Annotated in this window: 21 protein-coding genes; 9 read left to right on the forward strand and 12 right to left on the reverse strand. The window is 53.9% G+C overall.

Going from position 1 to position 22,845, the window contains the following annotated elements; all coding sequences use genetic code 11:
* Positions 1 to 96: 96 nt before the first annotated feature.
* From gsiB to C7433_RS05210, 3 genes are read right to left on the reverse strand one after another with little or no spacing between them, the layout of a single operon-like run.
* Entirely contained in the window at positions 97 to 1,632 is a 1,536-nt protein-coding gene (gene gsiB, locus C7433_RS05200) for a glutathione ABC transporter substrate-binding protein GsiB (RefSeq protein ID WP_110267739.1), read from the reverse strand.
* Positions 1,633 to 1,686: 54 nt separating this feature from the next.
* Entirely contained in the window at positions 1,687 to 3,576 is a 1,890-nt protein-coding gene (locus C7433_RS05205; RefSeq protein ID WP_110267740.1) for a dipeptide ABC transporter ATP-binding protein, read from the reverse strand.
* Positions 3,539 to 4,498, reverse strand: coding sequence for an isoaspartyl peptidase/L-asparaginase family protein (locus tag C7433_RS05210; RefSeq protein ID WP_110267741.1), 960 nt, complete (start codon positions 4,496 to 4,498; stop codon positions 3,539 to 3,541). Before C7433_RS05210 ends, C7433_RS05205 begins: the two co-directional genes overlap by 38 nt.
* Before the next feature lie 218 nt (positions 4,499 to 4,716).
* Between C7433_RS05210 and moeA the strand changes: the two genes are divergently transcribed.
* A complete protein-coding gene (gene moeA / locus C7433_RS05215; RefSeq protein WP_110267742.1) occupies positions 4,717 to 5,952 on the forward strand; it encodes a molybdopterin molybdotransferase MoeA in 1,236 nt (411 codons plus the stop codon).
* Positions 5,953 to 6,720, forward strand: coding sequence for a molybdopterin-synthase adenylyltransferase MoeB (gene moeB / locus C7433_RS05220; RefSeq protein ID WP_110267743.1), 768 nt, complete (start codon positions 5,953 to 5,955; stop codon positions 6,718 to 6,720).
* A 93-nt stretch (positions 6,721 to 6,813) separates the two neighbouring features.
* On the opposite strand, the gene C7433_RS05225 is transcribed toward moeB, so the two are convergent.
* The 7 genes from C7433_RS05225 to mntR all read right to left on the reverse strand — a co-directional run bounded on the left by C7433_RS05225 (position 6,814) and on the right by mntR (position 15,812).
* Positions 6,814 to 8,406 (reverse strand): ABC-F family ATPase, encoded by a 1,593-nt coding sequence (locus tag C7433_RS05225; protein ID WP_039341417.1) that lies wholly within the window; start codon positions 8,404 to 8,406, stop codon positions 6,814 to 6,816.
* 321 nt (positions 8,407 to 8,727) lie between these two features.
* Entirely contained in the window at positions 8,728 to 9,129 is a 402-nt protein-coding gene (locus C7433_RS05230) for an H-NS family nucleoid-associated regulatory protein (RefSeq protein WP_014606234.1), read from the reverse strand.
* Between the two features lie 702 nt (positions 9,130 to 9,831).
* Complete coding sequence (locus C7433_RS05235; protein WP_058701048.1) at positions 9,832 to 11,361, reverse strand: efflux transporter outer membrane subunit; 1,530 nt, start codon at positions 11,359 to 11,361, stop codon at positions 9,832 to 9,834.
* Position 11,362: 1 nt separating this feature from the next.
* Positions 11,363 to 12,931: a DHA2 family efflux MFS transporter permease subunit gene (locus C7433_RS05240; protein ID WP_033737679.1), complete on the reverse strand. Its 1,569-nt coding sequence runs from the start codon at positions 12,929 to 12,931 to the stop codon at positions 11,363 to 11,365.
* Positions 12,928 to 14,076 (reverse strand): HlyD family secretion protein, encoded by a 1,149-nt coding sequence (locus C7433_RS05245; RefSeq protein WP_110267744.1) that lies wholly within the window; start codon positions 14,074 to 14,076, stop codon positions 12,928 to 12,930. The genes C7433_RS05240 and C7433_RS05245 overlap by 4 nt, the downstream gene beginning before the upstream one ends.
* A 143-nt stretch (positions 14,077 to 14,219) precedes the next feature.
* On the reverse strand, positions 14,220 to 15,329 hold the full coding sequence (locus C7433_RS05250) for an SLC13 family permease (protein WP_054634256.1): 1,110 nt from the start codon (positions 15,327 to 15,329) through the stop codon (positions 14,220 to 14,222).
* 24 nt (positions 15,330 to 15,353) lie between these two features.
* A complete protein-coding gene (gene mntR, locus C7433_RS05255; RefSeq protein WP_033737682.1) occupies positions 15,354 to 15,812 on the reverse strand; it encodes a manganese-binding transcriptional regulator MntR in 459 nt (152 codons plus the stop codon).
* Positions 15,813 to 16,024: 212 nt separating this feature from the next.
* Here mntR and C7433_RS05260 point away from each other — a divergent pair, with 212 nt between their 5' ends.
* Both C7433_RS05260 and C7433_RS05265 read left to right on the forward strand, forming a co-directional pair.
* On the forward strand, positions 16,025 to 16,210 hold the full coding sequence (locus tag C7433_RS05260; RefSeq protein ID WP_033737683.1) for a hypothetical protein: 186 nt from the start codon (positions 16,025 to 16,027) through the stop codon (positions 16,208 to 16,210).
* Positions 16,211 to 16,449: 239 nt separating this feature from the next.
* Entirely contained in the window at positions 16,450 to 16,629 is a 180-nt protein-coding gene (locus C7433_RS05265) for a hypothetical protein (RefSeq protein ID WP_110267745.1), read from the forward strand.
* 6 nt (positions 16,630 to 16,635) lie between these two features.
* On the opposite strand, the gene ompX is transcribed toward C7433_RS05265, so the two are convergent.
* Positions 16,636 to 17,148, reverse strand: coding sequence for an outer membrane protein OmpX (ompX, locus tag C7433_RS05270; protein WP_033737684.1), 513 nt, complete (start codon positions 17,146 to 17,148; stop codon positions 16,636 to 16,638).
* A 369-nt stretch (positions 17,149 to 17,517) separates the two neighbouring features.
* Here ompX and rhtA point away from each other — a divergent pair, with 369 nt between their 5' ends.
* The 5 genes from rhtA (at position 17,518) to glnQ (ending at position 21,789) form a co-directional block, all read left to right on the forward strand.
* Positions 17,518 to 18,429 (forward strand): threonine/homoserine exporter RhtA, encoded by a 912-nt coding sequence (gene rhtA / locus C7433_RS05275; RefSeq protein ID WP_033737685.1) that lies wholly within the window; start codon positions 17,518 to 17,520, stop codon positions 18,427 to 18,429.
* A 321-nt stretch (positions 18,430 to 18,750) separates the two neighbouring features.
* Positions 18,751 to 19,254 carry a DNA starvation/stationary phase protection protein Dps gene (gene dps / locus C7433_RS05280; protein ID WP_033737686.1) on the forward strand — a complete coding sequence of 168 codons (504 nt, stop codon included), beginning with the start codon at positions 18,751 to 18,753 and terminating at the stop codon, positions 19,252 to 19,254.
* A gap of 331 nt (positions 19,255 to 19,585) precedes the next feature.
* Entirely contained in the window at positions 19,586 to 20,332 is a 747-nt protein-coding gene (glnH, locus tag C7433_RS05285; protein ID WP_110267746.1) for a glutamine ABC transporter substrate-binding protein GlnH, read from the forward strand.
* 78 nt (positions 20,333 to 20,410) lie between these two features.
* Positions 20,411 to 21,070 (forward strand): glutamine ABC transporter permease GlnP, encoded by a 660-nt coding sequence (gene glnP, locus C7433_RS05290; RefSeq protein WP_033737688.1) that lies wholly within the window; start codon positions 20,411 to 20,413, stop codon positions 21,068 to 21,070.
* Positions 21,067 to 21,789 carry a glutamine ABC transporter ATP-binding protein GlnQ gene (gene glnQ, locus C7433_RS05295; RefSeq protein WP_039341430.1) on the forward strand — a complete coding sequence of 241 codons (723 nt, stop codon included), beginning with the start codon at positions 21,067 to 21,069 and terminating at the stop codon, positions 21,787 to 21,789. Before glnP ends, glnQ begins: the two co-directional genes overlap by 4 nt.
* Before the next feature lie 80 nt (positions 21,790 to 21,869).
* On the opposite strand, the gene rlmF is transcribed toward glnQ, so the two are convergent.
* Entirely contained in the window at positions 21,870 to 22,793 is a 924-nt protein-coding gene (rlmF, locus tag C7433_RS05300) for a 23S rRNA (adenine(1618)-N(6))-methyltransferase RlmF (RefSeq protein ID WP_199227836.1), read from the reverse strand.
* Positions 22,794 to 22,845 lie beyond the last annotated feature (52 nt).

The raw sequence follows: 22,845 nt of genomic DNA on the forward strand, positions 1-22,845 counted from the left end.
CAACAGTCAGCAGCGCAGCTGACCTGCCCGGTGCCTCATTGCTGACGAGGCACCGGGCATCACACATCCTGTTCAGGACAGAACAGGTCCGGCGACTTACTTCATCTCGGCGTCATCAAAACTGAATGACGTGTCCGGCATCATGTAAAAACCGCTCAGGTTTTTGCTGTGTGCGGACACCAGTTGCTCCACCACCAGCGGGATCCACGGATGATCGTTCCAGATGGTGTCCTGCGCATCTTTATACAGTTTGGCTTTTTCCGCCTGATCGGTCGTTTTCAGCGCGTCGGCCAGGTCTTTATCCACCTTCGGATTGCTGTAAAACGCCGTGTTGAAGATCGCCGGTGGCCAGGCTGCGGTTGCGAACAACGGCGTCAGCGCCCAGTCGGCTTCCCCCGTTGAGGCTGACCAGCCAGTGTAGAACATGCGCACGCCGCTCTCTTTCTGGTCCTTGCCTTCCACTTCCGCTGCGCGCTGTCCCGCATCCATCGCGGTCACTTTCACCTTCACGCCGACCTGTGCCAGTTGCTGCTGAACAAACTGCAACACTTTCTGTGCCGTGCTGTGGTTATGCGACGACCAGAGCGTGGTGTCGAAACCGTTCGGATAACCCGCTTCTTTCAGCAACGCTTTTGCTTTAGCGGGATCGTAAGGAATGGGCGGATACGTTTGCGCATAGGCAATAGAGGGAGGCACTACGCCGGTAGCAGGTGTGGCATAACCGGCGAACGCAACTTTAACCAGTGCCTGGCGATTGATCGCGTACTCCAGCGCCTCACGCACTTTCGGATTATCAAACGGTTTTTGTGTCACATTCAGGCTGATGTAGCGCTGCATGATGGAGGGCGATACCACCACGTCCAGCTTGCTGTCCTTCTCCAGCAATTTGGCCTGCTCATAAGGCACCGGGAAGGCAAAGTTCGCTTCACCGGTCTGCAGCATGGCCGCACGCGTATTGTTATCCACGACCGGGCGCCACGTAATGCTGTCGAGTTTGGGATAGCCTTTTTTCCAGTAGCCGTCCCATTTCTTCACCTTCACAAAATCGGTCTGATTCCAGGTCACAAATTCGAACGGCCCGGTGCCCACCGGATGAAAACCGATGTCCTTACCGTATTTTTTCAGGGCGGCAGGGGAAATCATCACCGCCGCAGGGTGCGCCAGAATATTAATAAAGGCCGAGAACGGCTGCTTCAGCGTAATTTTCACCGTCGTGGGATCGACCGCTTCCGTGCTGGCGATGTATTTAAACAGGTTATAACGTTTGAGATGGTTGTCGGGATTACTGGCCCGATCCAGGTTGACCTTGACCGCCTCGGCATTAAAGTCGGTGCCATCCTGAAACTTCACGCCTGAGTGCAGCTTGATGGTATAGGTCAGGCCATCGCCGCTCACCGTGTAACTGTCCGCCAGCACATTGGTCAGTTTCATATCTTTATCAAAGCCAAACAGCCCCTGATAAAATGATTTCGCGACCGCCTGGGACAAGGTGTCGTTAGCGTCATAGGGATCAAGCGTGGTGAAATTGGAGGCGACGGCGATCACCGCATCACCCGCGGCCCAGGCGGGCAGCGTCATGACGCTACTTAATATCCCTGCTGCCAGTAAGCTTCTACGCATCGTTATCTGCATTGTTTTCTCCTGTAATCCCTGTCTGATTTATCGCCGTGGCGATAGCGTATTATTTCAGATCGCGCTGGTGGCAGAGCGAGCCACAAAATGACCGGGGGCCACTTCCATCAGCGAAACCCGTTCGGGTTCATCGCCCAGTGCACGAATCGGGCTGGGGATCTCATCGACCAGCAGACTGCGCTCGCGTTGCCGACGTGTCGGGTCGGCAACCGGCACGGCGGCCATTAATTTTTGGGTATACGGATGATGTGGCTGCCCGAATACCGACTGACGTGGGCCGATTTCCACAATCTGTCCAAGATACATCACCGCTACGCGGTGGCTGATGCGCTCAACCACCGCCATATCATGGGAAATAAACAAAAAGGCGATACCAAATTCACGCTGAAGGTCGAGCATCAGGTTGATGATTTGTGCCTGAATGGAGACATCAAGCGCGGACACCGACTCATCGGCAATCACCACTTTGGGGTTCAGCGCCAGTGCCCGCGCGATGCAGATACGCTGACGCTGGCCACCCGAAAACTCATGCGGATAACGCTTTGCGTGTTCCGGCAGTAAGCCAACCTTTTCCAGTAACCAGGCCACGCGCTGTTCCGCTTCGCGTCGTGGCATCACCTTGTGAACCAGCAGCGGCTCCATAATCGAAAATCCCACCGTCAGGCGCGGATCGAGCGATGCATAAGGGTCCTGGAAGATAAACTGAATATCGCGCCGCAGATGCGCCAGCGCCGCTCCCGAAAGATCGTTAATACGCTGCCCGTCAAAGGTAATGCTGCCTCCCTGACTGGCGACCAGTTTTAGCAGTGAACGTCCGGTGGTCGATTTACCGCACCCGGACTCCCCCACCAGCGCCAGCGTTTCACCTGCATACAGATCAAAGCTGATGTTCTCGACCGCATGCACCCGGCTTGTTACGCGATTCAGTAATCCTGAGCGAATATCGAAGCGCGTGACCAGATTGCGCACCTGCAGGATGGGCGGGCGATCGTGACGTACGGTGTTTTGCGGTACGTCGGGTGCCGCATCGTTGAGCAGGAGAGGAAATTTCGCGGGCAGCGGCTGGTCCTGCATCGCACCCAGGGTCGGGACAGCGGCCAGCAACGCCCGGGTGTAAGGCTGCTGCGGTGCGCTGAACAGCTCGGCGGTAGGGGCGTTTTCCAGCGCCTCACCGCGATACATCACCTGGACGCGGTCCGCCATTTCCGCCACCACGCCCATATCGTGAGTGATAAAAATCACGCCCATCTGCATCTCTTTCTGCAGCTCGCGGATCAGTTGCAGGATCTGGGCCTGAATCGTCACGTCCAGGGCAGTGGTCGGCTCGTCGGCAATCAGCAGCGCAGGCTTACACGACAGGGCCATCGCAATCATCACGCGCTGCCGCATACCGCCGGAAAGCTGGTGAGGATAACGGCGCAGCATACTTTGTGCGTCAGGAATGCGTACCCGATCCAGCATACGACGCGCTTCCGTCAGGGCTTCGGACTGGCTTTTACCCTGATGCAGTCGAATGGATTCTGCGATCTGATCGCCTACCGTAAACACCGGATTCAGCGAGGTCATCGGTTCCTGGAAAATCATGGCCATATCCGCGCCGCGCACCCTGCGCATCTGACCGCGCGGCATCCGCATCAGATCCAGTGCCTCACCACTGCGTCGACGCAGCCGTATCTCGCCACTGACCTCTGCGCTGTCCTGCGCCAACAGGCGCATGATCGCCAGTGAGGTGACGGATTTGCCCGAGCCGGACTCGCCCACTAAAGCCAGCGTTTCGCCGCGAAACACATCAAGTGAAAGATGACGCACGGCTTCGGTCACCTGGCCGTCATGGTGAAAACGTACGTTCAGGTCGCGCACCGCCAACACCTGTTCGGGGGACAGAGGGAGCCTGTCAGGCTGGCTGTTAGCTTTCACGGTAAATTGCGACCTCTGCGACGTCATCCACCCGGGCAACAGCCCGGTACATGCCTTCGCTGTTGAACGGCAGTGCCACATTGCCCTCCCGATCAACCGCAATCAGCCCACCGCTGCCGCCCAGCTCCAGCACGCTGTCATGAATCACATTGACGCTGGCCTGTTGTAATGTCCGCCCGGCGTAACGCATTTGTGCCGCCACATCGTAGGCCGCCAGGGTGCGGATAAACACTTCGCCAGTGCCGGTGCAGGACACCGCCGCGCTGTCGTTACTGGCATAGCAGCCTGCGCCAGGCAACGGTGAGTCGCCTACGCGCCCCTGCTGTTTATTGGTCATGCCGCCGGTCGACGTCGCCGCCGCCAGGTTTCCCGCCAAATCCAGCGCCACGGCACCGACCGTGCCAAACTTACGATCCGGGTCAAGAGGATCGCCGCCCTGGGCGGCGCCATCGTGGTCAAGCACAGCGGCATCGCTGCGCAGCGCCCGTTGCAGTTGCTCCAGGCGTTCAGGCGTGGAAAAGAAATCCGGTTCAACCTGCTCAAGCCCCTGCGCAAACGCAAAGGCTTCGGCCCCTTCCCCAATCAACAGGACATGCGGGCTGTGGTCTAACAGCGCACGCGCTGCCAGTACCGGGTTGCGCAGCCGGGAGACGCCCGCCACTGCCCCAGCCTGCAGCGTTCTGCCATCCATGATGCTGGCATCCAGCTCATGCGTGCCCTGATGGGTAAACACAGCCCCTTTACCCGCATTAAACAGCGGGCACTCTTCCAGGCTGCGCACCGCTTCAGTCACCACATCCAGCGCGGATGCGCCCTGCGCCAGCAGGGTTTGGCCATGTGTCACAATATCGTGAAGCGCCTGACGATAAGCCTGTTCTTTCTCTGCGCTCATGGCAGCACGCGTAATTGCGCCTGCGCCGCCATGAATGGCGATCACTGCTTTAGCCATACTGCGTTACCCTGTGGTTGCATCAGAAGGAAAAACACTGATTTTGAATGGTTTTACGTCTTGTTAGCGTATTTTTGAATATAGAAAGCCCGCCATAGCTTGTAAAGCGGAAACTGGTCCCGCGCTAATAACCTTTCGTTGTGGCTTATACCGATGTGACTCTGAGGATAAAAGCCACCATAATAGTCAGCAATTGCAACAGACAGACTGAGACAATAATGGAAAGCTTTACTGCCGGACTGATTTCCCTTGAAGACGCGCAACAGAAGATGCTGGCGCAACTGACGCCCATCACCGAATCCCTGGATGTGCCCCTGACCGACGCGGCCGGGCGCATCACCGCCTGCAGCGTGACCTCCCCCATTGATGTACCGCCTTTTAACAACTCAGCCATGGACGGTTATGCCGTCAGGCTTGCTGATATGCAAGAGGGTCAGCCCTTAACGGTTGCCGGTAAAGCCTTTGCCGGTGCGCCGTTTTCGGGTGACTGGCCTGCGGGCAGTGTCATCAGAATCATGACGGGCGCGCCGGTACCGGACGGCTGTGATGCCGTCGTCATGCAGGAGCAAACCCATCTGCAGGGCGAACAGATTGTTATTGATGCGCCCGTAAAAGCCGGACAAAACATCCGCCTGTTCGGCGATGATATCCGGGCAGGCCATCAGGTCCTTGCGCCTGGCGTGCGCCTGGGCGCTGCGGAACTGCCGTTGCTGGCCTCATTAGGCATCGCCACGGTGAAGGTGCTGCGCAAACTGCGCGTGGCAATTTTCTCCACCGGGGATGAGCTGCAACCCGTGGGCCAGCCGCTGTCTGACGGACAAATCTATGACACCAACCGGTTTGCCATCTCCCTCATGCTGAATAAGCTGGGCTGCGAGGTAATCGATCTTGGCATTGTTCGCGACGATCCGGTCGCCCTGCGGGCTGCCTTTATGGACTCCGATCGCCAGGCCGATGTGGTCATCAGCACCGGCGGTGTCTCTGTCGGTGAAGCCGACTTTACTAAGGCGATGCTGGAGGAACTGGGCAGCATTCGCTTCTGGAAGCTGGCCATTAAACCGGGCAAACCTTTCGCCTTTGGCCGCCTGGCAAACAGCTGGTTCTGCGGCCTGCCCGGTAATCCGGTCTCGGCCGTCGTGACCTTTTATCAACTGGTGCAGCCCCTGCTGGCTCGTCTGACCGGACAGTCAGCTTCGGCTTTACCGCCACGTCAGCGCGTGCGTACAGCAAGCGCACTGAAAAAATCGCCGGGCCGTCTGGATTTTCAGCGCGGTGTGCTGCGGCGAAATGCTGAGGGTGAAACAGAAGTCGTCAGCACGGGTGCCCAGGGTTCGCATGTGTACAGCTCGTTTTCACAGGCTAACTGCTTTATCGTACTGGAGCGTGAGCGCGGCTATGTCGAGGCGGGAGAATGGGTGAATGTTGAGCCCTTCAACGCCCTACTGGAGGGATAAATGCTGCCCGAACTCAGCCACGAGGAAATGCTGCGCTATAACCGGCAAATTGTCCTGCGGGGGTTTGACTTTGACGGACAGGAAGCCCTGAAGGCCAGCCATGTGTTGGTCGTGGGCCTGGGCGGTTTAGGCTGTGCAGCCGCACCTTATCTGGCGGCAGCGGGCGTCGGTCACCTGTCTCTGTTGGATTTTGATACGGTTTCGCTCTCAAACCTGCAGCGACAGATTCTGCATCATGATGCGGATATTGGTCGGGCCAAGGTCGAATCCGCCCGGGCACGCCTGGCGGAGATCAATCCCCACTGTCAGTTATATCCGGTCCACGGCCAGTTGGACGATGACGCGCTGCGGGCGCTCATCGCCAGGCAGCAGGTCGTGGTCGACTGCACGGATAATGTCAGCGTGCGTGAACAGCTTAACCGGCTTTGTTATGAACTGAAGGTGCCCCTGGTTTCGGGCGCGGCGATTCGCATGGAAGGTCAGTTGAGTGTGTTTGACTGGCAGCCTGGTGCGCCCTGCTACCGCTGTATCAGCCGTTTGTTTGGCGCTCAGGTGCTCAGCTGCGTGGAAGCCGGTGTAATGGCGCCGCTGGTGGGCGTTGTCGGTGCCATGCAGGCGATGGAAGCGATAAAACTGCTGACCCGGTTTGGCACGCCCGCGCGCTCACGTTTGCTCATGTATGATGCCATGCGCGCAGAGTTTCGCACGATGCATGTCGCACAGGATCCGAATTGTGAAGTCTGTGGCTATTCTGAGTGCAGAGACTAAAAGCCGGTCTGATTGAACGCTGAGCGTGAGCGATTACAAAAGGCGGGGCAATGCACGAAAGAAAATGGGGTAGCCAGCGCTACCCCGCAGGCCTTAAACGATGCCCTGACTGCGCAGGTAGTCTTCGTAATTCCCGGTGAAATCGACGATGCGATCCGCCTTGATTTCCATTACACGCGTCGCCAGTGAGCTGACGAATTCACGGTCATGGGAAACGAAAATCAGCGTGCCTTCATACATTTCCAGCGCCATGTTTAATGACTCGATGGATTCCATATCCAGGTGGTTGGTGGGTTCATCCATAATCAGAATGTTAGGCTTCTGCATCATCAGCTTGCCGAACAGCATGCGCCCTTTCTCACCACCCGACAGCACCTTGGCGGGCTTTTTAATGTCGTCCTGAGAGAACAACAGGCGGCCAAGAATACCGCGTACGGCCTGCTCATCATCGCCCGGCTGCTTCCACTGACTCATCCAGTCAAAAACCGTCAGATCGTCAGCAAAATCGTCTGCGTGGTCCTGCGCGTAATAGCCAATTTTGGCATTCTCGGACCATTTAACGCTGCCGCTTTCTGGCGTCAGTTCGCCAACCAGGGTTTTTAACAGCGTGGATTTACCAATACCGTTAGCCCCTAATATTGCCAGTTTTTCACCGACTTCCAGCAGCAGATTAAGATTTTTGAACAGAGGACCGTTATCAAAGCCTTTCGTCAGGCCTTCCACTTCCAGCGCATTACGGAACAGTTTCTTATCCTGTTCAAAACGGATATATGGATTCTGACGGCTGGAGGCTTTCACTTCTTCCAGCTTTATTTTATCCATTTGTTTAGCGCGCGAGGTGGCCTGACGCGATTTAGAAGCGTTGGCACTAAAGCGGCTGACAAACGACTGCAGATCGGCAATTTGCGCTTTTTTCTTGGCGTTATCCGCTAACAGACGTTCACGCGCCTGGGTGGCCGCGGTCATATATTCATCATAATTACCGGAATAAACGCGCAGCTCGCCATAGTCCAGATCGGCCATGTGCGTGCAGACCATATTGAGGAAGTGACGGTCGTGCGAAATGATAATCATGGTGCTGTCGCGTTCGTTTAACACCTGCTCCAGCCAACGGATGGTATCGATATCCAGGTTGTTGGTCGGTTCGTCCAGCAGCAAAATATCCGGATTAGAAAACAAGGCCTGGGCTAAAAGAACGCGTAATTTAAAGCCTGGCGCAATTTCGCTCATCGGCCCGTAATGCTGTTCAACCGGGATACCCACGCCAAGTAATAATTCACCGGCGCGCGATTCCGCGCTGTAACCATCCATTTCGCCATACTGTACTTCCAGGTCTGCGACTTTGTAGCCTTCCTCTTCGCTCATTTCGGGCAGGGAATAAATACGGTCACGTTCCTGTTTCACTTCCCATAATTCATGGTGCCCCATGATTACCGTATCAATCACACTATATTGTTCAAAGGCGAACTGGTCCTGGCGTAATTTACCAATACGTTCATTGGGATCGTAGGAAACATTGCCGCCCGACGGCACCAAATCGCCACCCAAAATCTTCATGAAGGTGGATTTTCCGCTGCCGTTCGCACCGATTAAACCGTACCGATTACCGCCGCCAAATTTAACGGAGATATTTTCGAACAGTGGCTTGCTGCCAAACTGCATGGTGATATTGCTGCTAACTAACACGGCATTGACCTTAGTGAAGAGAGTGGATGGAAAACGGCGGCTATTATGCCAGATGTGACGTAGCGCACGCCAGTCTCCGGCTACCCTTGCATGAGTGTCTGTTGAAAACGCATGACTTTTTATTTTCACTGCCCGTACGTTTGCCGCTTAACCCAGCCGCTGGCTAAACGTACCGGACGCTGCGCAGAGGGGAAGCCCTACCTGCGCACGCCACACCGGGTGCATGACAGCGAGAGTAATAAAGCAAAGAGCAGGGTTTTTTAAATAAAAAAAGCCGGCGACATAAATGTCGCCGGCTACCACTTACAAGGATTGTGTCGATTAATCGATCAGGAAGCTGTCCAGGCTTTTACCTTCGTCCAGCGCTTTTTTAATTGCTGCTGGCGTGCGGCCCTGGCCGGTCCATGATTTTTTCTCGCCATTTTCGTCGGTGTAAGAATATTTAGCCGGACGTGGCGCACGCTTAGTGCGTTTTTTACCCTGCTCCAGCGCACCTAATAATTCATTAGGATCGATGCCATCAGCCAACAGCATTTCGCGATATTTCGATAACTTCTCTTCTTTTTCACGATTCTGTTGTTCTTCAGCGTGCGCTTCTTCACGACGTTCCGTTACTACAACGGTCAATTTCTCAAGAATTTCTTCCAGATCGCTCAGTGGCAGTTCACGAGCCTGGGCACGTAATGTGCGAATGTTGTTTAGAACTTTAAATGCGTCACTCATCACAATATCCTTGATTAAGGGGTTTAATTAAACTGTAGCGTCAAGATTACCTAATTCAAATAAAAAAATAAATTAATTTATTACTACAGATAATTCCGATAGGTTTTTTAAATGTCAGTGAAGTATTCAGAATGCTTATGTGGAGAGATAATTAACCTCAAATTAACACTAAATGCCTGCTATCCTTGCACAATGTAAACGATTTCATTGATTACACTTACTGTATGAATTCGCTATGCGCTTTTAAATTTTAACGCTGAATATTTTTTAACACCGGTGAAGAATTTGGATTAATTTGCCTGTCCTGAGTCAGACGTTCTCCGCCCGGAACACGCGGTCTGTGAACAAAATAGCTGACGTCGGGTACGAGGTTTATCGCGCTTCGCCACAATAATATCGGCTTTATGGCGAATAAAATGTGGGGATATTGCCTTTGTCCCCCTTCACTCCCCGACAAAAATGCTGCATCGGCACAGGCAAGGCGACGGCGTTTCACAGCCGTTATAAGGTTGAATACATTTACAGACAATTTATGCTTCACAGTAAGTGCGCCGGCTAAATAGCCAGCAACCCTTTTAAACCACCAGCTTTAAGGGTGATTAAATGAGTTTACTGAACGATATAACAGATAAATAATAAAGCGCAGGTATTACACTGTCTGATAACAGGCCGTGGTCTGCCGAAAGGCCACGGCCTGAAGGATTAATTTACCTGGGTCGCAGGTCCAAACACGTCATACTGAGGGAGCTGAACGTTTTGATAGGTTTCCCAGCCGCCGCCCAGCGCTTTGTAGAGCGCCACCAGATCCAGCCCGCTTTGCATGCGCGCCTGTGTTGCCTGCTCCTCGGCCTGGGCGAGCTGGCGCTGCGCATCAAGCACCTCAAGGAAGGTCGATAATCCCTGACGATAGCTGTCGCTCGCCAAATCAAAGGTCCGTTGCAGTGCACCGGTCGTTTCGTCCAGCGCCGTGACGCGCTGCTGATCGGCCCGGTAACTCACAAGGGCGTTTTCGACATCCTGCAAAGCCGTCAGCACCGTCTGGCGATAATCCAGCGCCGCGCTGGCCTGCTGAGCACGTGCAAGCTTCACGCTGGAAACCAGCCGGCCCCCCTGAAAAAGGGGAATCGACAGCGAAGGCCCCACGCTATAGAAGTGGCTGCTCCAGTCGTCCAGATAACTGGCATCGGTATTGCGCACGCCCAACTGTCCGGTAAGAGAGAGGCTGGGGAACAGCTGTGCGACAGAAACGCCGATCCCGGCGGTTTGCGCATGGAGTTTCGCCTCTGCCTGGCGAATATCCGGGCGTCGACGCGCTAAGGTTGAGGGAATGCCGACCGCGACCGCATTCGGCAAGGCTGGCAGCGCTTTCGGCGTCTGCAGTTCTGCATCCAGCGCGCCGGGGGTTTTACCGATAAGCACAGCCAGACCGTTCATCGCCTGACGCGTTTGCGCCTGATACTGCGGTAGCTGCGCCTGTAAACTGCTCAACTGCGCCCGGGCATTTTCCACATCGGTTAACGGCGCCAGGCCATTGCGCTGCTGGCTTTGTGTCAGTTGCCAGGTCTGATCCGCCACCGCGATTTGCTGTTGCAGCGTGTTGACGGTTGCCTGCGCCCCACGCAGTTGTAACCAGGCACGGACAACTTCCGCTTCCAGCGACACCAGCGCATCGTTACGTTGCTCAATGGCCGCCTGTTGCTGTGCATTGGCTGATTCGATCTGACGTCGTACCTTGCCCCACAGATCCAGTTCCCAACTGGCATCGAAGCTGCCCTGATATAAGGTGACGGGCTGCGTCAGCCCGTTCAACTGGCTGGCGACAGTGCTGTCCACCTGGTCATTGACCCCATTCGCTTTCAGCAAACCTTCCAGCCCCAGTTGCTGACGCGTGACTTTTGCCGAACCGTTCAGGCTGGGAAACAAGCCGCCCTGCGCCTGAGATAACTGCTCGCGCGCGCCCGCAATGCGCAGGACGGTCTGCTGCAACGACAGATTACCCGCGATTGCGCGGGCAATCAGGCTGTCCAGTTGGGGATCGTTGAAGTTACGCCACCAGCGCGTATCCACTGCTGACGTCTGCGGTTTCGAGCGCTCCTGAGAATCCAGCGCGTGGTAGCTGCCCGGCAGCTGAGGTTTTGGCGCCTGGTAGTCCGGGCCCACGCTGCAACCTGCCAGCGATAACGTCAGCAACAAGGTAAAGGGATTCAGGCGATACGTAGTCATAACCTTCATGTCAGTGTGCTCCTGCACTGCCTTCGCTTTTGACGGGCGACAGCAGCCAACAAAATGGAATCAAAATCAGGGCGACAATACTTAAGCCTGAAAAGACGTCGATATAAGCCAGGATGCGTGACTGGACAATCATCTCTTTATAGAGCTGGCCGGTTGCCAGCGTCACGGGATCGCCCACCGCCGACGTAAAGTCGCGAATCGCCTGCGCCCAGTGCTGAACGGTAATGTTAAATTGTTCATTTAACGGCGTCATGTTGTGCACCATGTGGGCCGAACGCGCCTGCTCCCGCTCCGTAATTGCCGCCGTGGATAACGAGATGCCAATCGAACCCGCAACGTTACGGAACATCGTAAATAATGCTGATGCATCCGCGTTCAGGCGTTGTGGGATGGTAATGAAGGCAATGGTGGTCAGCGGCACAAACAGGAAGCCCAGGCCAATAGACTGCGCACTGCGCATCATGACCAGCGTGGAGAAATCGACATTGGGCGTTAACGTGGACGAGTAGAAAAACGCCAGGGCCAGGCAGCTAAAACCAAATGCGATGATATAGCGGGTTTGCACGACCGGCATCAGCTTAAGCACCAGCGGAATCGTCAGCACAATCAGCACGGCTCCGGGTGAAAGCACCAGCCCTGACCAGGTCGCCGTATAACCCAGATCCTGCTGGGCCAGTTGAGGCAGCACGACGGAACTACCATACAGAATCATCGCCATCCCGGCCATGAGCAGGCCCGCAACCCAGAAGTTACGGTCTTTCATTACCAGAATGTCGACTACCGGTTTGCGGGCATACATTAGCCAGTAGACGGCTCCGACAATGCCGACCAGCGCCAGTACCGCGAATAACACAATAAAGTGCGACGCAAACCAGTCCTCATCTTCACCCCGATCCAGCATCACCTGCAGGCAGCCCAGGCCCAGCGTGATTAAACCGATACCGATGTAGTCAATTTTCAGTTTGCCCTTGGCCCACTTGCGCTCCCATGGCGGATCTTCCAGCAGCGGCAAAATGGCCATGATCGTCAGGATACCGACCGGGATATTAATAAAGAACACCCAGCGCCAGCTGTAGTTATCCGTAATCCAGCCGCCCAGCGTCGGGCCGATAACAGGCGCCACGATAATCGCAATCGAGGAAAGGCCAAACGCTTTGCCCCGATCCTCAGGTTTAAAGTAGTCGAGCAGCACCGACTGCTGCACAGGCTGCAGGCCGCCGCCGAAAAACCCTTGCAGGACGCGGAACAGAATGATCTGCCAGAGTTCGGTGGCAATACCACACAGGAATGAGCAGATCGTGAACATGACGATACAGATTAAGAAAAACTGTTTACGGCCAAATAAACGACTGAAGAAGGCAGAGATGGGCAGCACAATGCCGTTCGCCACGAGGTACGAGGTTAGCACCCAGGTGGATTCATCGTAACTGGATGAGAGCGAACCGGCGATATGTGGCAGGGCCACGTTCACGATGGTGGTATCCAGGATTTCCATAAATACCGCCAGCGTTACCGTAATGGCCACGAGCCACGGATTACTGGCGGGTTTCCAGCTCTGCGATTCACTCATTCCACGGTTACCTTCGGTTCAACCGATAAGCCCAGTGGCAGTGGAAGGTTAGGATCCAGTCCTTTATCAATCACAATCTTGACCGGCACGCGCTGAACGATTTTCACGTAGTTGCCCGTGGCATTCTCCGCCGGGAAGGTCGAAAAGCGCGAACCGGTGCCCATCTGGATGCTGTCGACGTGGCCTTCAAGTTTCATGTCAGGCCAGGCATCCACGCTGATGGTTACCTTGTCGCCGGGATTCATTCGCTCCAGCTGTGACTCTTTAAAGTTGGCGGTGATCCAGATATCCGGGGAAACCAGTGAGAACAAGGCGCTGCCCGCCTGAACCAACGTTCCCAACTGGACATTTCGCTTAGTCACAAACCCGTCGTAAGGAGCACGAACCTGAGTGTAAGACAGATTCAGCTCGGCCACATTCAGTTGGGCTTTTGCCTGCTCGACCTGTTCCTGACGCGCTTCAACATTGGTTTCCTGCTGACGGATTTGCAGGGCCACCTGCGAGGCGACTTCCACCTGAGCTTTGGCGCTTTGCAGTTGTGCCTGCGCGGAGCGTAACTGCGCCGAGGCTGAATCAATGTTGCGTTGACTGGTGGCGCGGGGATCGACGCCGCGCTGACGACGGTAATCCGCCTGCGCATTCAGGTAGTTGGCCTCGGCTTTGGCCTGATCGGCCAGCGCCTGGTCGCGTTGCGCCGGGTACTGAACGCGCGACAGTGCCAGTTGCGCCTGAGCCTGGTGCAACTGTGCCATGGCCAGGCCAAGCTGTGCTTTTGCCTGCGCGCGCTGGGCTTCGTTATCGCTGGGATCGATTTCCACCAGCAGATCGCCCTTCTTCACGCGCTGGTTGTCTTTCACCAGCAATTTTACGACGTAACCCGAGGCTTTCGCTGCGATAGTCACTGCGTTGCCTTCGGTAAACGCATCGTCAGTCGTTTCTTCATTACGGGTGGTAAACCAGAAGAAGAACGCCACGATCAACATCACCACGACGACGACCGCCAAAATAATTAACGGCTTTTTGCCGGGACGCTTACGCGGTTTCTCGTCGTTATCGCTTTGGCTATCGTGTGCTGGGCTGTTTTTATCGGGCGCGTTTTCTGTGTCTTTCTGGTGTGGGTCGCGGTTGTTGTTGTTCTCGCTCATAGTGTCCGTCGCTGGCTAAGGCCCTCAGTCCTGGGCGTAGAAAGTCAACTAAACATTAGATCGAAAACTGACAAAATCCAGTACAACTTTACTTAACTTGAGAAAGTTCGCACGTCCTGCCACGAGGGCAGGACAGGTTCGCGTCAGGCAACCAGTTTGAGCAACAGCCAGCCGGTCAGCATCGACCATGCGAGTAAGGGAACGGAGAACAGATGGAAGCGCCACCAGATGGCACGATCTTTCGCCATGCGCAGCGCAATCAGGTTGGCAAGCGAACCCGGTAGCAGGCCAAACCCACCGATATTGACCGCCCAGGCAAGGACGTCTGAAGGCGGCACTTTCTGCAAAAGCAGGATCGTGGCAGGCACATTACTGATTACCTGTGACAAGCCAATCGCCAACAGATAAAGCTCCCCTTTGGCAAGATGGGCAATCGCATCAAAATGGGCCTGCACAACAGGCAAGCGTGTCAGCAAGAACACGTCCAGGAACATGACGATGAAGACCACCAGCAGGCTCCAGTCGATATTCAGCAATACCTGGCGCGCCATAATAAAAAAGCAGACAAGAATCAGCAGTAGCGCCCAGCCGGTCAGGTGCCACTCCAGCGCGGCGATAAACAAGACGTAAAGCGCCAGACTGACGGCAAACAGTGGCTTCTGCCAGCTGTGCTGTTCTGCGTTCTCATGTTTTTCAATCGCGCGTTTGGCAAAACTAAACCAGGTGACGACCAGCAGGCTTAACAGCAGCCAGACGGCCAGCGGCGTCATTTGCCAGATAAAACCGACTACACTCAGCGAGCCGTGGCTCCACAGCAAAATATTCTGCGGATTGCCCACCGGCGTCAGCAACGAACCGGCATTTACGGCCAGCGCTTCGAAGATGATTAAGCGGGAAATCGGTAAATGGGAAAACTTGCGCAATGTCAGCGTCAGCGGCACCAGAATAAACAGGGCCACATCGTTGGTTAAGAAGGTCGAGAGCACCGCCGCCGCCAGCACCATAAACAGGGCCAGCGTGCGCTCATGCTTAAACCCCGCAATTAACCGACCGCCCAGAACATCAAAATACCCACTGGTTTCTAACCCCTTGGTGAGGATAAGCAGCCCACTCAGGGTGATGATGGTGTGCCAGTCCACTGCGGCAGGCAGATCCGCCCAGTGGTAATGAGCAAGAAACAGCAGAACAACCCCAACAACGACTAACAAGTGCAATATATGGTCATGCAGAAATGAGCGAAGCACAATGGGCATGATGTCCGGCGCCTTAACTAAGGATTAATTGTTTTGGTAAAATTTCTGGAATACGGCCAGGGTTTCATCACTGACGTGATGTTCGATGCCTTCAGAATCGCGGCGTGCCGTTTCCGGACTAATGCCAAGCGCTAACAGGAAGGTTTCAACGATGTGATGGCGGGCGCGGCTCTCTTCAGCCAGCTTTTCCCCTTCACGCGTCAAAAAGACGCCGCGATAAGGCACCTGCTCGACCAGGCCGGCAGTTCCTAACCGCTTTAACATTTTGGCGACGGTCGGTTGCGAAACCCCCAAACGCGCGGCCATGTCGACCTGGCGCGCCTCGCCAAACTCACCAATCAAATCAGAGATTAGCTCAACATAGTCATCAATCAGTTCACGACGATGCGCTTCGCGCACCTGCCGAAAACCTTCGACATGCTCTTCAATATCTTTTAGTGGTCCTTGCGGGGCAGAAACCACGCTTTTGGCACGACGACTCATTCAGCTTCCTCTTTATTTTTTCCACACCAGCCCTTCCGTGTGGATTTAGCTGCGCTCATTGTAAACCAGGCGCAAATAAGCTCAAATTTTTCGTCGTTAGCCTTGGCTAAACGGTATAGCCAGTGCTATATTTGTCGATAATGTAAACAGAGTGATGCATTAAAGCACGATCTCTGCTTACCGTTGCGTTAAATTTTATGGGAGGTGATGCTATGAGCACTCTGAAAAGCTGTATCGACTGCAGCAAATGCTTCCAGGCCGAAAAAACAACATCAGGAAAATCCTGGTGGTGCCTGCTGACGCGCTCCCCTTTTACGCTGCGCCTCATGCTTATTGAGCGTCTGCTGGGCCAGCAGCCGGAAACGCGCTACTGCCAAAAACTGATCTGGCGCGGCTGAATCCGTTTTCACATTCAGATTCATTACCCACGCGCGGCCTGTTTTCCTTTCCTCGCCGCGCGCCTGCATTGATCCACGCTTCTGATCCGGTCACCTGTGCCCTGCGCTTAGCGCTGTTCCTGTAAAGGTAAGCGTCAAAATACAGCCGCTGTGTAAGGCGCACTTCTTTTGTTCTGTCCGGGCCTGAAAAAAGGCTTCCTGCCAGGGAAGTCCGGGGCGCGGGTTAATGTCAGAACGTAATGCGGCGCGGAGAAGACAGATACAGGGACAGTCGCGGTGGCAAAGACAAAGACAAAGACAAAGACAAAGACAAAGACAAAGACAAAGACAAAGACAAAGACAAAGACAGGTTATTAGCGCGGGTTTTTGTTACCAATAAAAACGGCCCTGAAGAGGGCCGTTTTTTTAATCTCGACTAAGCTCGCTTAGAAGCTGTAGCCTACGCCAGCAATCCAGGTGCCAACGTCAACGCTACGGATGCGGCTCTGCTCATAGCCAACGTCCAGTGCAACGTTTTCCATTGGGTTGAACTGCATACCTGCGCCGTAAGAGAAACCGTAGTCGCTGGTGTCAGCTTTGTCGCGTGAAGTGGTGTCGTTAGCCTGGTATTTGCCGTAGCCAACACCAACCACACCATAGATGCTTGCCCAGTCATTCAGACGGAATGCTGGACCACCGGTGATACCGTAGTACTGGCCTTTATTGTAAATGCCGTCTTCGGTACGATCTTTCTCGGTGTAAGTGAATGAGCCGATCCAACCCAGTGGGTTAGAACCGTCTTCATAGCGATATTTCAGGTTGAAGCCGTTTGCTTTGTTAGCAACGCCCTGGTAGTCGCTCTGTGCGTAGCCACCGGTTACGGTGCTCTGTGCCATGGCGGAACCTGTTGCGACTGCTAACACACAGGCTAATGCTGAAAGACATGCAATTTTTTTCATAACCACCTCAAATGTGAAAGTACTTCTCTCCTGACAACGCTAAAAATATAACAAAAAATAGCGAGAAACTCTGCCCGCATTTTGTTGTCTAACACAGTGTTTGGTGTAACAGAAAGTTAATGGAGTTTCCTATGTCATTCATTTTTCTTATAAAAACCGTCATATCCTTGCAATAATGACCCCAAACAAATTTTCATTCTTTAAGTAAATTCCTAAAAAAACCTGACATTAATTTACTTTCCAGCCGGAAAAACTGCTTAAAAAGCAGGCAAACAGACAAAATTAAAATCAGTTTACGTCCCCTTTTTGACCAACATTTCCTTTACACTGGTCATCTTGTTAGCTCATTGATTGGGAAGTATCAACAGGATGTCAGTTTCGCCACTCAAATCGCTCACGCCAGCTTTACTCCCTGTCGTCGTGTTACTTATCTCCATGTTGTCGCTTCAGGGCGGCGCCTCACTGGCAAAAACACTTTTTCCCACCGTGGGTGCCACCGGCATCACCGCATTGCGCCTGGGCTTTGGCACCGTCATCCTTTGCCTCATCTTCAAGCCCTGGCGACTGCGTTTTCGTCCTGAACAGCGCATGCCGCTGATTATTTACGGCTTAGCATTGGGTACGATGAACTTTTTATTTTACCTGTCTATTCGGACGGTACCGCTTGGCATCGCGGTCGGGCTGGAGTTTGTTGGCCCGCTTACGCTTGCGCTGCTCGGCTCACGTCGGCCACTCGATTTTCTTTGGGTCATACTGGCGGTCATTGGGCTGTGGTTTTTACTGCCGTTCAGTACCGGTATTACCTCCGTCGATCCGATAGGTGCACTATTTGCGCTCGGTGCTGGTGTCTGTTGGGCAGTGTATATTCTGTCAGGGCAGCGCGCGGGCGCAGAGCACGGCGCGGCAACGGTCGCCATCGGCTCCCTGATCGCTTCGCTGATTTTTGTTCCCGTAGGGCTGACGTTTGCCGCAAGCGGCATCTGGCAATGGAGCGTCGTGCCGGTTGCCATTTTAGTGGCCTTTCTTTCAACGGCGCTTCCCTATTCACTGGAAATGATGGCACTGACCCGTTTACCTGCGCGCATTTTTGGTACGCTGATGAGTCTTGAGCCTGCGGTGGCGGCGCTGTCTGGCATGCTTTATCTGAATGAGAGCCTTTCTGGCGTGCAGTGTCTGGCGCTGCTGGCGATTATCCTGGCCTCGTCCGGCGCTACCCTGACCATGCGTCCCAGAAAGCGCCAGTTAAATGCAATAGAATTATCTGATAATAAAAAGAAATAACAGGTTTCCGCCTGCTGAAAGGCAGGCTAAATAACAATAACTCTCATGCTGATAATTATTTCAGTTAATGTGTAATAGAAAGTTAATATTTAATACAGGTAAAAATCATTCGATTGAATTTTAATTTAACCTTATGTATTTAAAGTGCTTTATGAAATTTCAAGTTTAACAATTTATTAACTATTTCACCCGCGCACCCACGCACGTTAAGGTGAATGCTATTTCATCCATTGATTAAGCCAATCCTGCAAGGCGGCAAAACGCTGCTATACTTAGTTTCGTACTTGATTAGGACAACCATTGAAAGAGAGGACTGAAACAATGAGTACCGCTAAACTGGTTAAAACAAAATCTTCTGATCTACTTTATACCCGTAATGACGTGGCAGATGACGAAAAGCGCGCCACCATTGAGGTGCTCAATCGCCTGGTCGTTGAGTTCATCGATCTGTCCCTGATCACTAAGCAAGCGCACTGGAACATGCGCGGCGCGAACTTCATCGGTGTGCACGAAATGCTGGACGGTTTCCGTACCACCATCACCGATCATCAGGACACCATCGCGGAACGCGTGGTGCAACTGGGTGGTGTAGCACTGGGTACCACTCAGGTCGTCAACGATAAAACGCCACTGAAAAGCTATCCGCTGAACATCCACAGCGTACAGGATCATCTGAAAGCGCTGGCCGACCGTTATGCTGTGGTGGCTAACGATACGCGCAAAGCGATTTCTGAAGTGAAAGATGAAGATACCGCCGATATCTTTACTGCGGCTTCTCGTGACCTGGATAAATTCCTGTGGTTCATTGAGTCCAATATCGAATAACGGTCTTACAGGCTATTACCAGGCGGGGAAACCCGCCTTTTTTACGTCTGTATTACTATAATTTATGACTTTGTTAACATTTCTGACGCTGCGCCCTTCCCGTTTTCGCCTTCTGATGCACACTACTCCTGCACCACTTTAGCGCTTCGCACCATGATGGACCACCATAATGGTGCATCGGCGCGACAGGTTGCAGAATCGTGTCAGCGATGCTCTCCTGATCATTATATTTTTTACATTTTGAAAAGTTGGCATACTTTTTTCATATGATAGCCCGCAAATGATAGCTCGCAAACCCGGGCCCTGCGCCTGGTCGCAATAAGGAAAAATGATGAAATCGCTATTTAACATCTCTGTGGCCGCGTTGGCGCTGGCCTTCTCTCTCTCCACTCCCGCAGCAGAAAAGAAACTGATCGTCGCCACCGATACGGCTTTTGTCCCGTTTGAATTCAAACAAGGTGACAAATATGTCGGCTTTGACGTGGATTTATGGGATGCCATTGCGAAGGAACTGAAACTGGATTACACCCTGAAGCCGATGGACTTCAGCGGCATCATCCCTGCCCTTCAGACGCACAACGTTGATGTGGCACTGGCCGGCATTACCATTACTGACGAGCGCAAGAAAGCCATTGAGTTCTCTGATGGCTACTACAAAAGCGGTCTGCTGGTCATGGTGCGTAACAACGAGAAAGACATCAAAGGCATTGACGATCTGAACGGCAAAGTGGTGGCGGTGAAGAGCGGCACAGGTTCCGTAGATTATGCGAAGGCGCACATTAAAACGAAAGATTTGCGTCAGTTCCCGAATATCGATAACGCTTACATGGAACTGGGCACCAACCGCGCTGACGCAGTGCTGCACGATACGCCCAATATCCTCTATTTCATCAACACCGCAGGTAAAGGCCGTTTCAAAGCTGTAGGTGATTCTATTGAAGCCCAGCAGTACGGCATTGCGTTCCCGAAAGGCAGTGATGAACTGCGTGAAAAAGTGAACGGCGCGCTGAAAACGCTTAAAGAGAACGGTACCTACAATCAACTCTATAAAAAGTGGTTCGGAACTGAACCGAAATAATCACTGAGCCCGTTTTTTATTTTTCAGCAGGGACCCTGTCCCTGCTTTTTTCCATCGCAACAACAGCGGAGTTTCACCATGGATTTTGACTGGAGCGTCATCTGGCCAGCCATGCCCGCGCTACTCGAAGGCGCAAAACTGACCTTAATTATTTCCATTATTGGCCTGGTCGGTGGATTGATCATCGGCCTGGTCGCGGGTTTTGCCCGCGCATACGGTGGCTGGCTGAGCAATAATATCGCCCTGGTTTTTATTGAAATCATTCGCGGTACGCCCATCGTCGTGCAGGTTATGTTCATCTATTTTGCCCTGCCTATGGCGTTCCCGGATTTACGCATCGATCCGTTCACCGCCGCGGTGGTAACCATTATGATTAACTCGGGTGCCTATATTGCGGAAATTACCCGCGGTGCGGTCCTGTCCATTAACAAAGGCTTTCGCGAGGCCGGGCTGGCTTTGGGCCTGTCAGGCCGCGAAACCCTGCGCTACGTCATCATGCCGCTGGCGCTGCGTCGTATGCTGCCCCCGCTGGGCAATCAGTGGATTGTCAGCATTAAGGACACCTCGCTGTTTATTGTGATCGGTGTGGCCGAACTGACCCGCCAGGGACAGGAAATTATTGCCGGTAACTTCCGCGCGCTGGAAATCTGGAGCGCAGTGGCCGTTATTTATCTTGTGATTACGTTGGTGTTGAGCTTTGTGCTGCGCCGTATTGAGAAAAGGGTGAAAATCCTGTGATTGAATTTAAAAACGTCTCAAAGCATTTTGGCCAAACCCAGGTGCTGCACAATATCGACCTGAAGATTAATCAGGGTGAAGTCGTCGTGATTATCGGCCCCTCCGGTTCGGGTAAATCGACGCTGCTGCGTTGCATCAACAAGCTGGAAGAGATCACCAGCGGCGAACTGATCGTCGATGGCCTGAACGTTAACGATCCCAAAGTAGACGATCGCCTTATTCGTCAGGAAGCCGGCATGGTGTTTCAGCAGTTCCACCTTTTCCCGCAGATGAGTGCGCTGGATAACGTGGCTTTTGGCCCGATTCGCGTTCGCGGTGCCAGCAAAGAAGACGCACGAAAACTGGCCCATAGCCTGCTGGCGAAAGTGGGCCTGGCCGAGCGCGCCAACCATTTCCCTTCTGAGCTTTCGGGTGGGCAGCAACAGCGCGTGGCGATTGCCCGGGCACTGGCGGTGAAACCCAAAATGATGCTGTTTGATGAGCCCACCTCCGCGCTGGACCCAGAACTGCGTCACGAAGTGCTGAAAGTCATGCAGGATCTGGCTGAAGAAGGTATGACAATGGTTATCGTCACACACGAAGTGGGTTTTGCCCGGAAAGTGGCGTCGCGCCTGATCTTTATTGATAAAGGCCGTATTGCCGAAGACGGCGATCCGGACCGTCTGATCAGTGATCCGCCCAGCGAGCGTCTGCGCGAATTTTTACAGCACGTTTCCTGAGTGCGAACGGGCCGTCAGGCGGCCCGTTTTTCTTTGGCGACGCCACACGATGATGCGGCGAACTGACGTAAGCGCCTGCGTTAGCGGGACAATCGCTGCGCGCGTTGGGCGGCGGACATAAAGCTCCATGCCAGGAACCGGCTCTGCTTCTGCCCCTGCGCCATATTGACCACACGTACCACCTGGGTATCCAGCGCCTTCAGCTGTTTCTCCAGCGCGGGTAAATGCTCTTTGCGCGATACCAGCGATGTAAACCAGACGACCTGCTGAGCCAGACTGGCGCTTTCAGCGATCATTTTCCCGACAAAGCCCTTTTCTCCCCCTTCGCACCACAATTCATTGTGCTGGCCGCCAAAGTTCAGCGGTGCAGCCGGTGCCAGTCCCAGGTTGCGCGTTTTGCGCTGTGAACCGGCCGCCGCCTCTGCCGCAGAAGCGTGAAAAGGCGGATTGCAGATGACCGCATGGAAGTTTTCATTCTTATTCACCATGCCATTCAGCACCACGGCGGGATTTTTTTGCCGACGCAGGCGGATCAGGCGTTGCATGCCCGGGTTCGCCGCGACAATTTTTGTCGCCGTTTTTAGTGCCGCGTCATCAATATCCGTGCCGGTAAAACGCCAGCCATATTCCGCCGCGCCGATCAGGGGATAAATACAGTTCGCCCCGCAGCCAATATCCAGGATGTCCGCCGGCGGGATCCTGCCCTGGTTGTCCAGTGCCAGTAAATCGGCCAGGTAGTGAAGATAGTCAGCGCGCCCCGGCACGGGCGGGCACAACGAACCAGGCGCCAGTTGCCAGTCAAGGCCGTAGAACCGTTTAAGCAGCGCCTGATTCAACAGCATGACCGCTTCAGGATCGGCAAAGTCCACCGACATGACGCCATAGCCGTTGGGCCGGACTTTTTCTGCCAGCGGCGGGTGCGCTGCCGTCAGCGCGGCAAAATCATATTCACCCTGGTGGCGGTTACGGGCATGGAAAGGGGACGGGCTGGCAGACTTTTTCATACGTTCTCTCATATTTTCAGGCGCGCGTACAATACGCTGTGGCGGGCAGAAA

It is taken from the genome of Pantoea sp. PNA 03-3 (assembly GCF_003201175.1).
In the GTDB taxonomy this organism is placed as follows: domain Bacteria; phylum Pseudomonadota; class Gammaproteobacteria; order Enterobacterales; family Enterobacteriaceae; genus Pantoea; species Pantoea stewartii.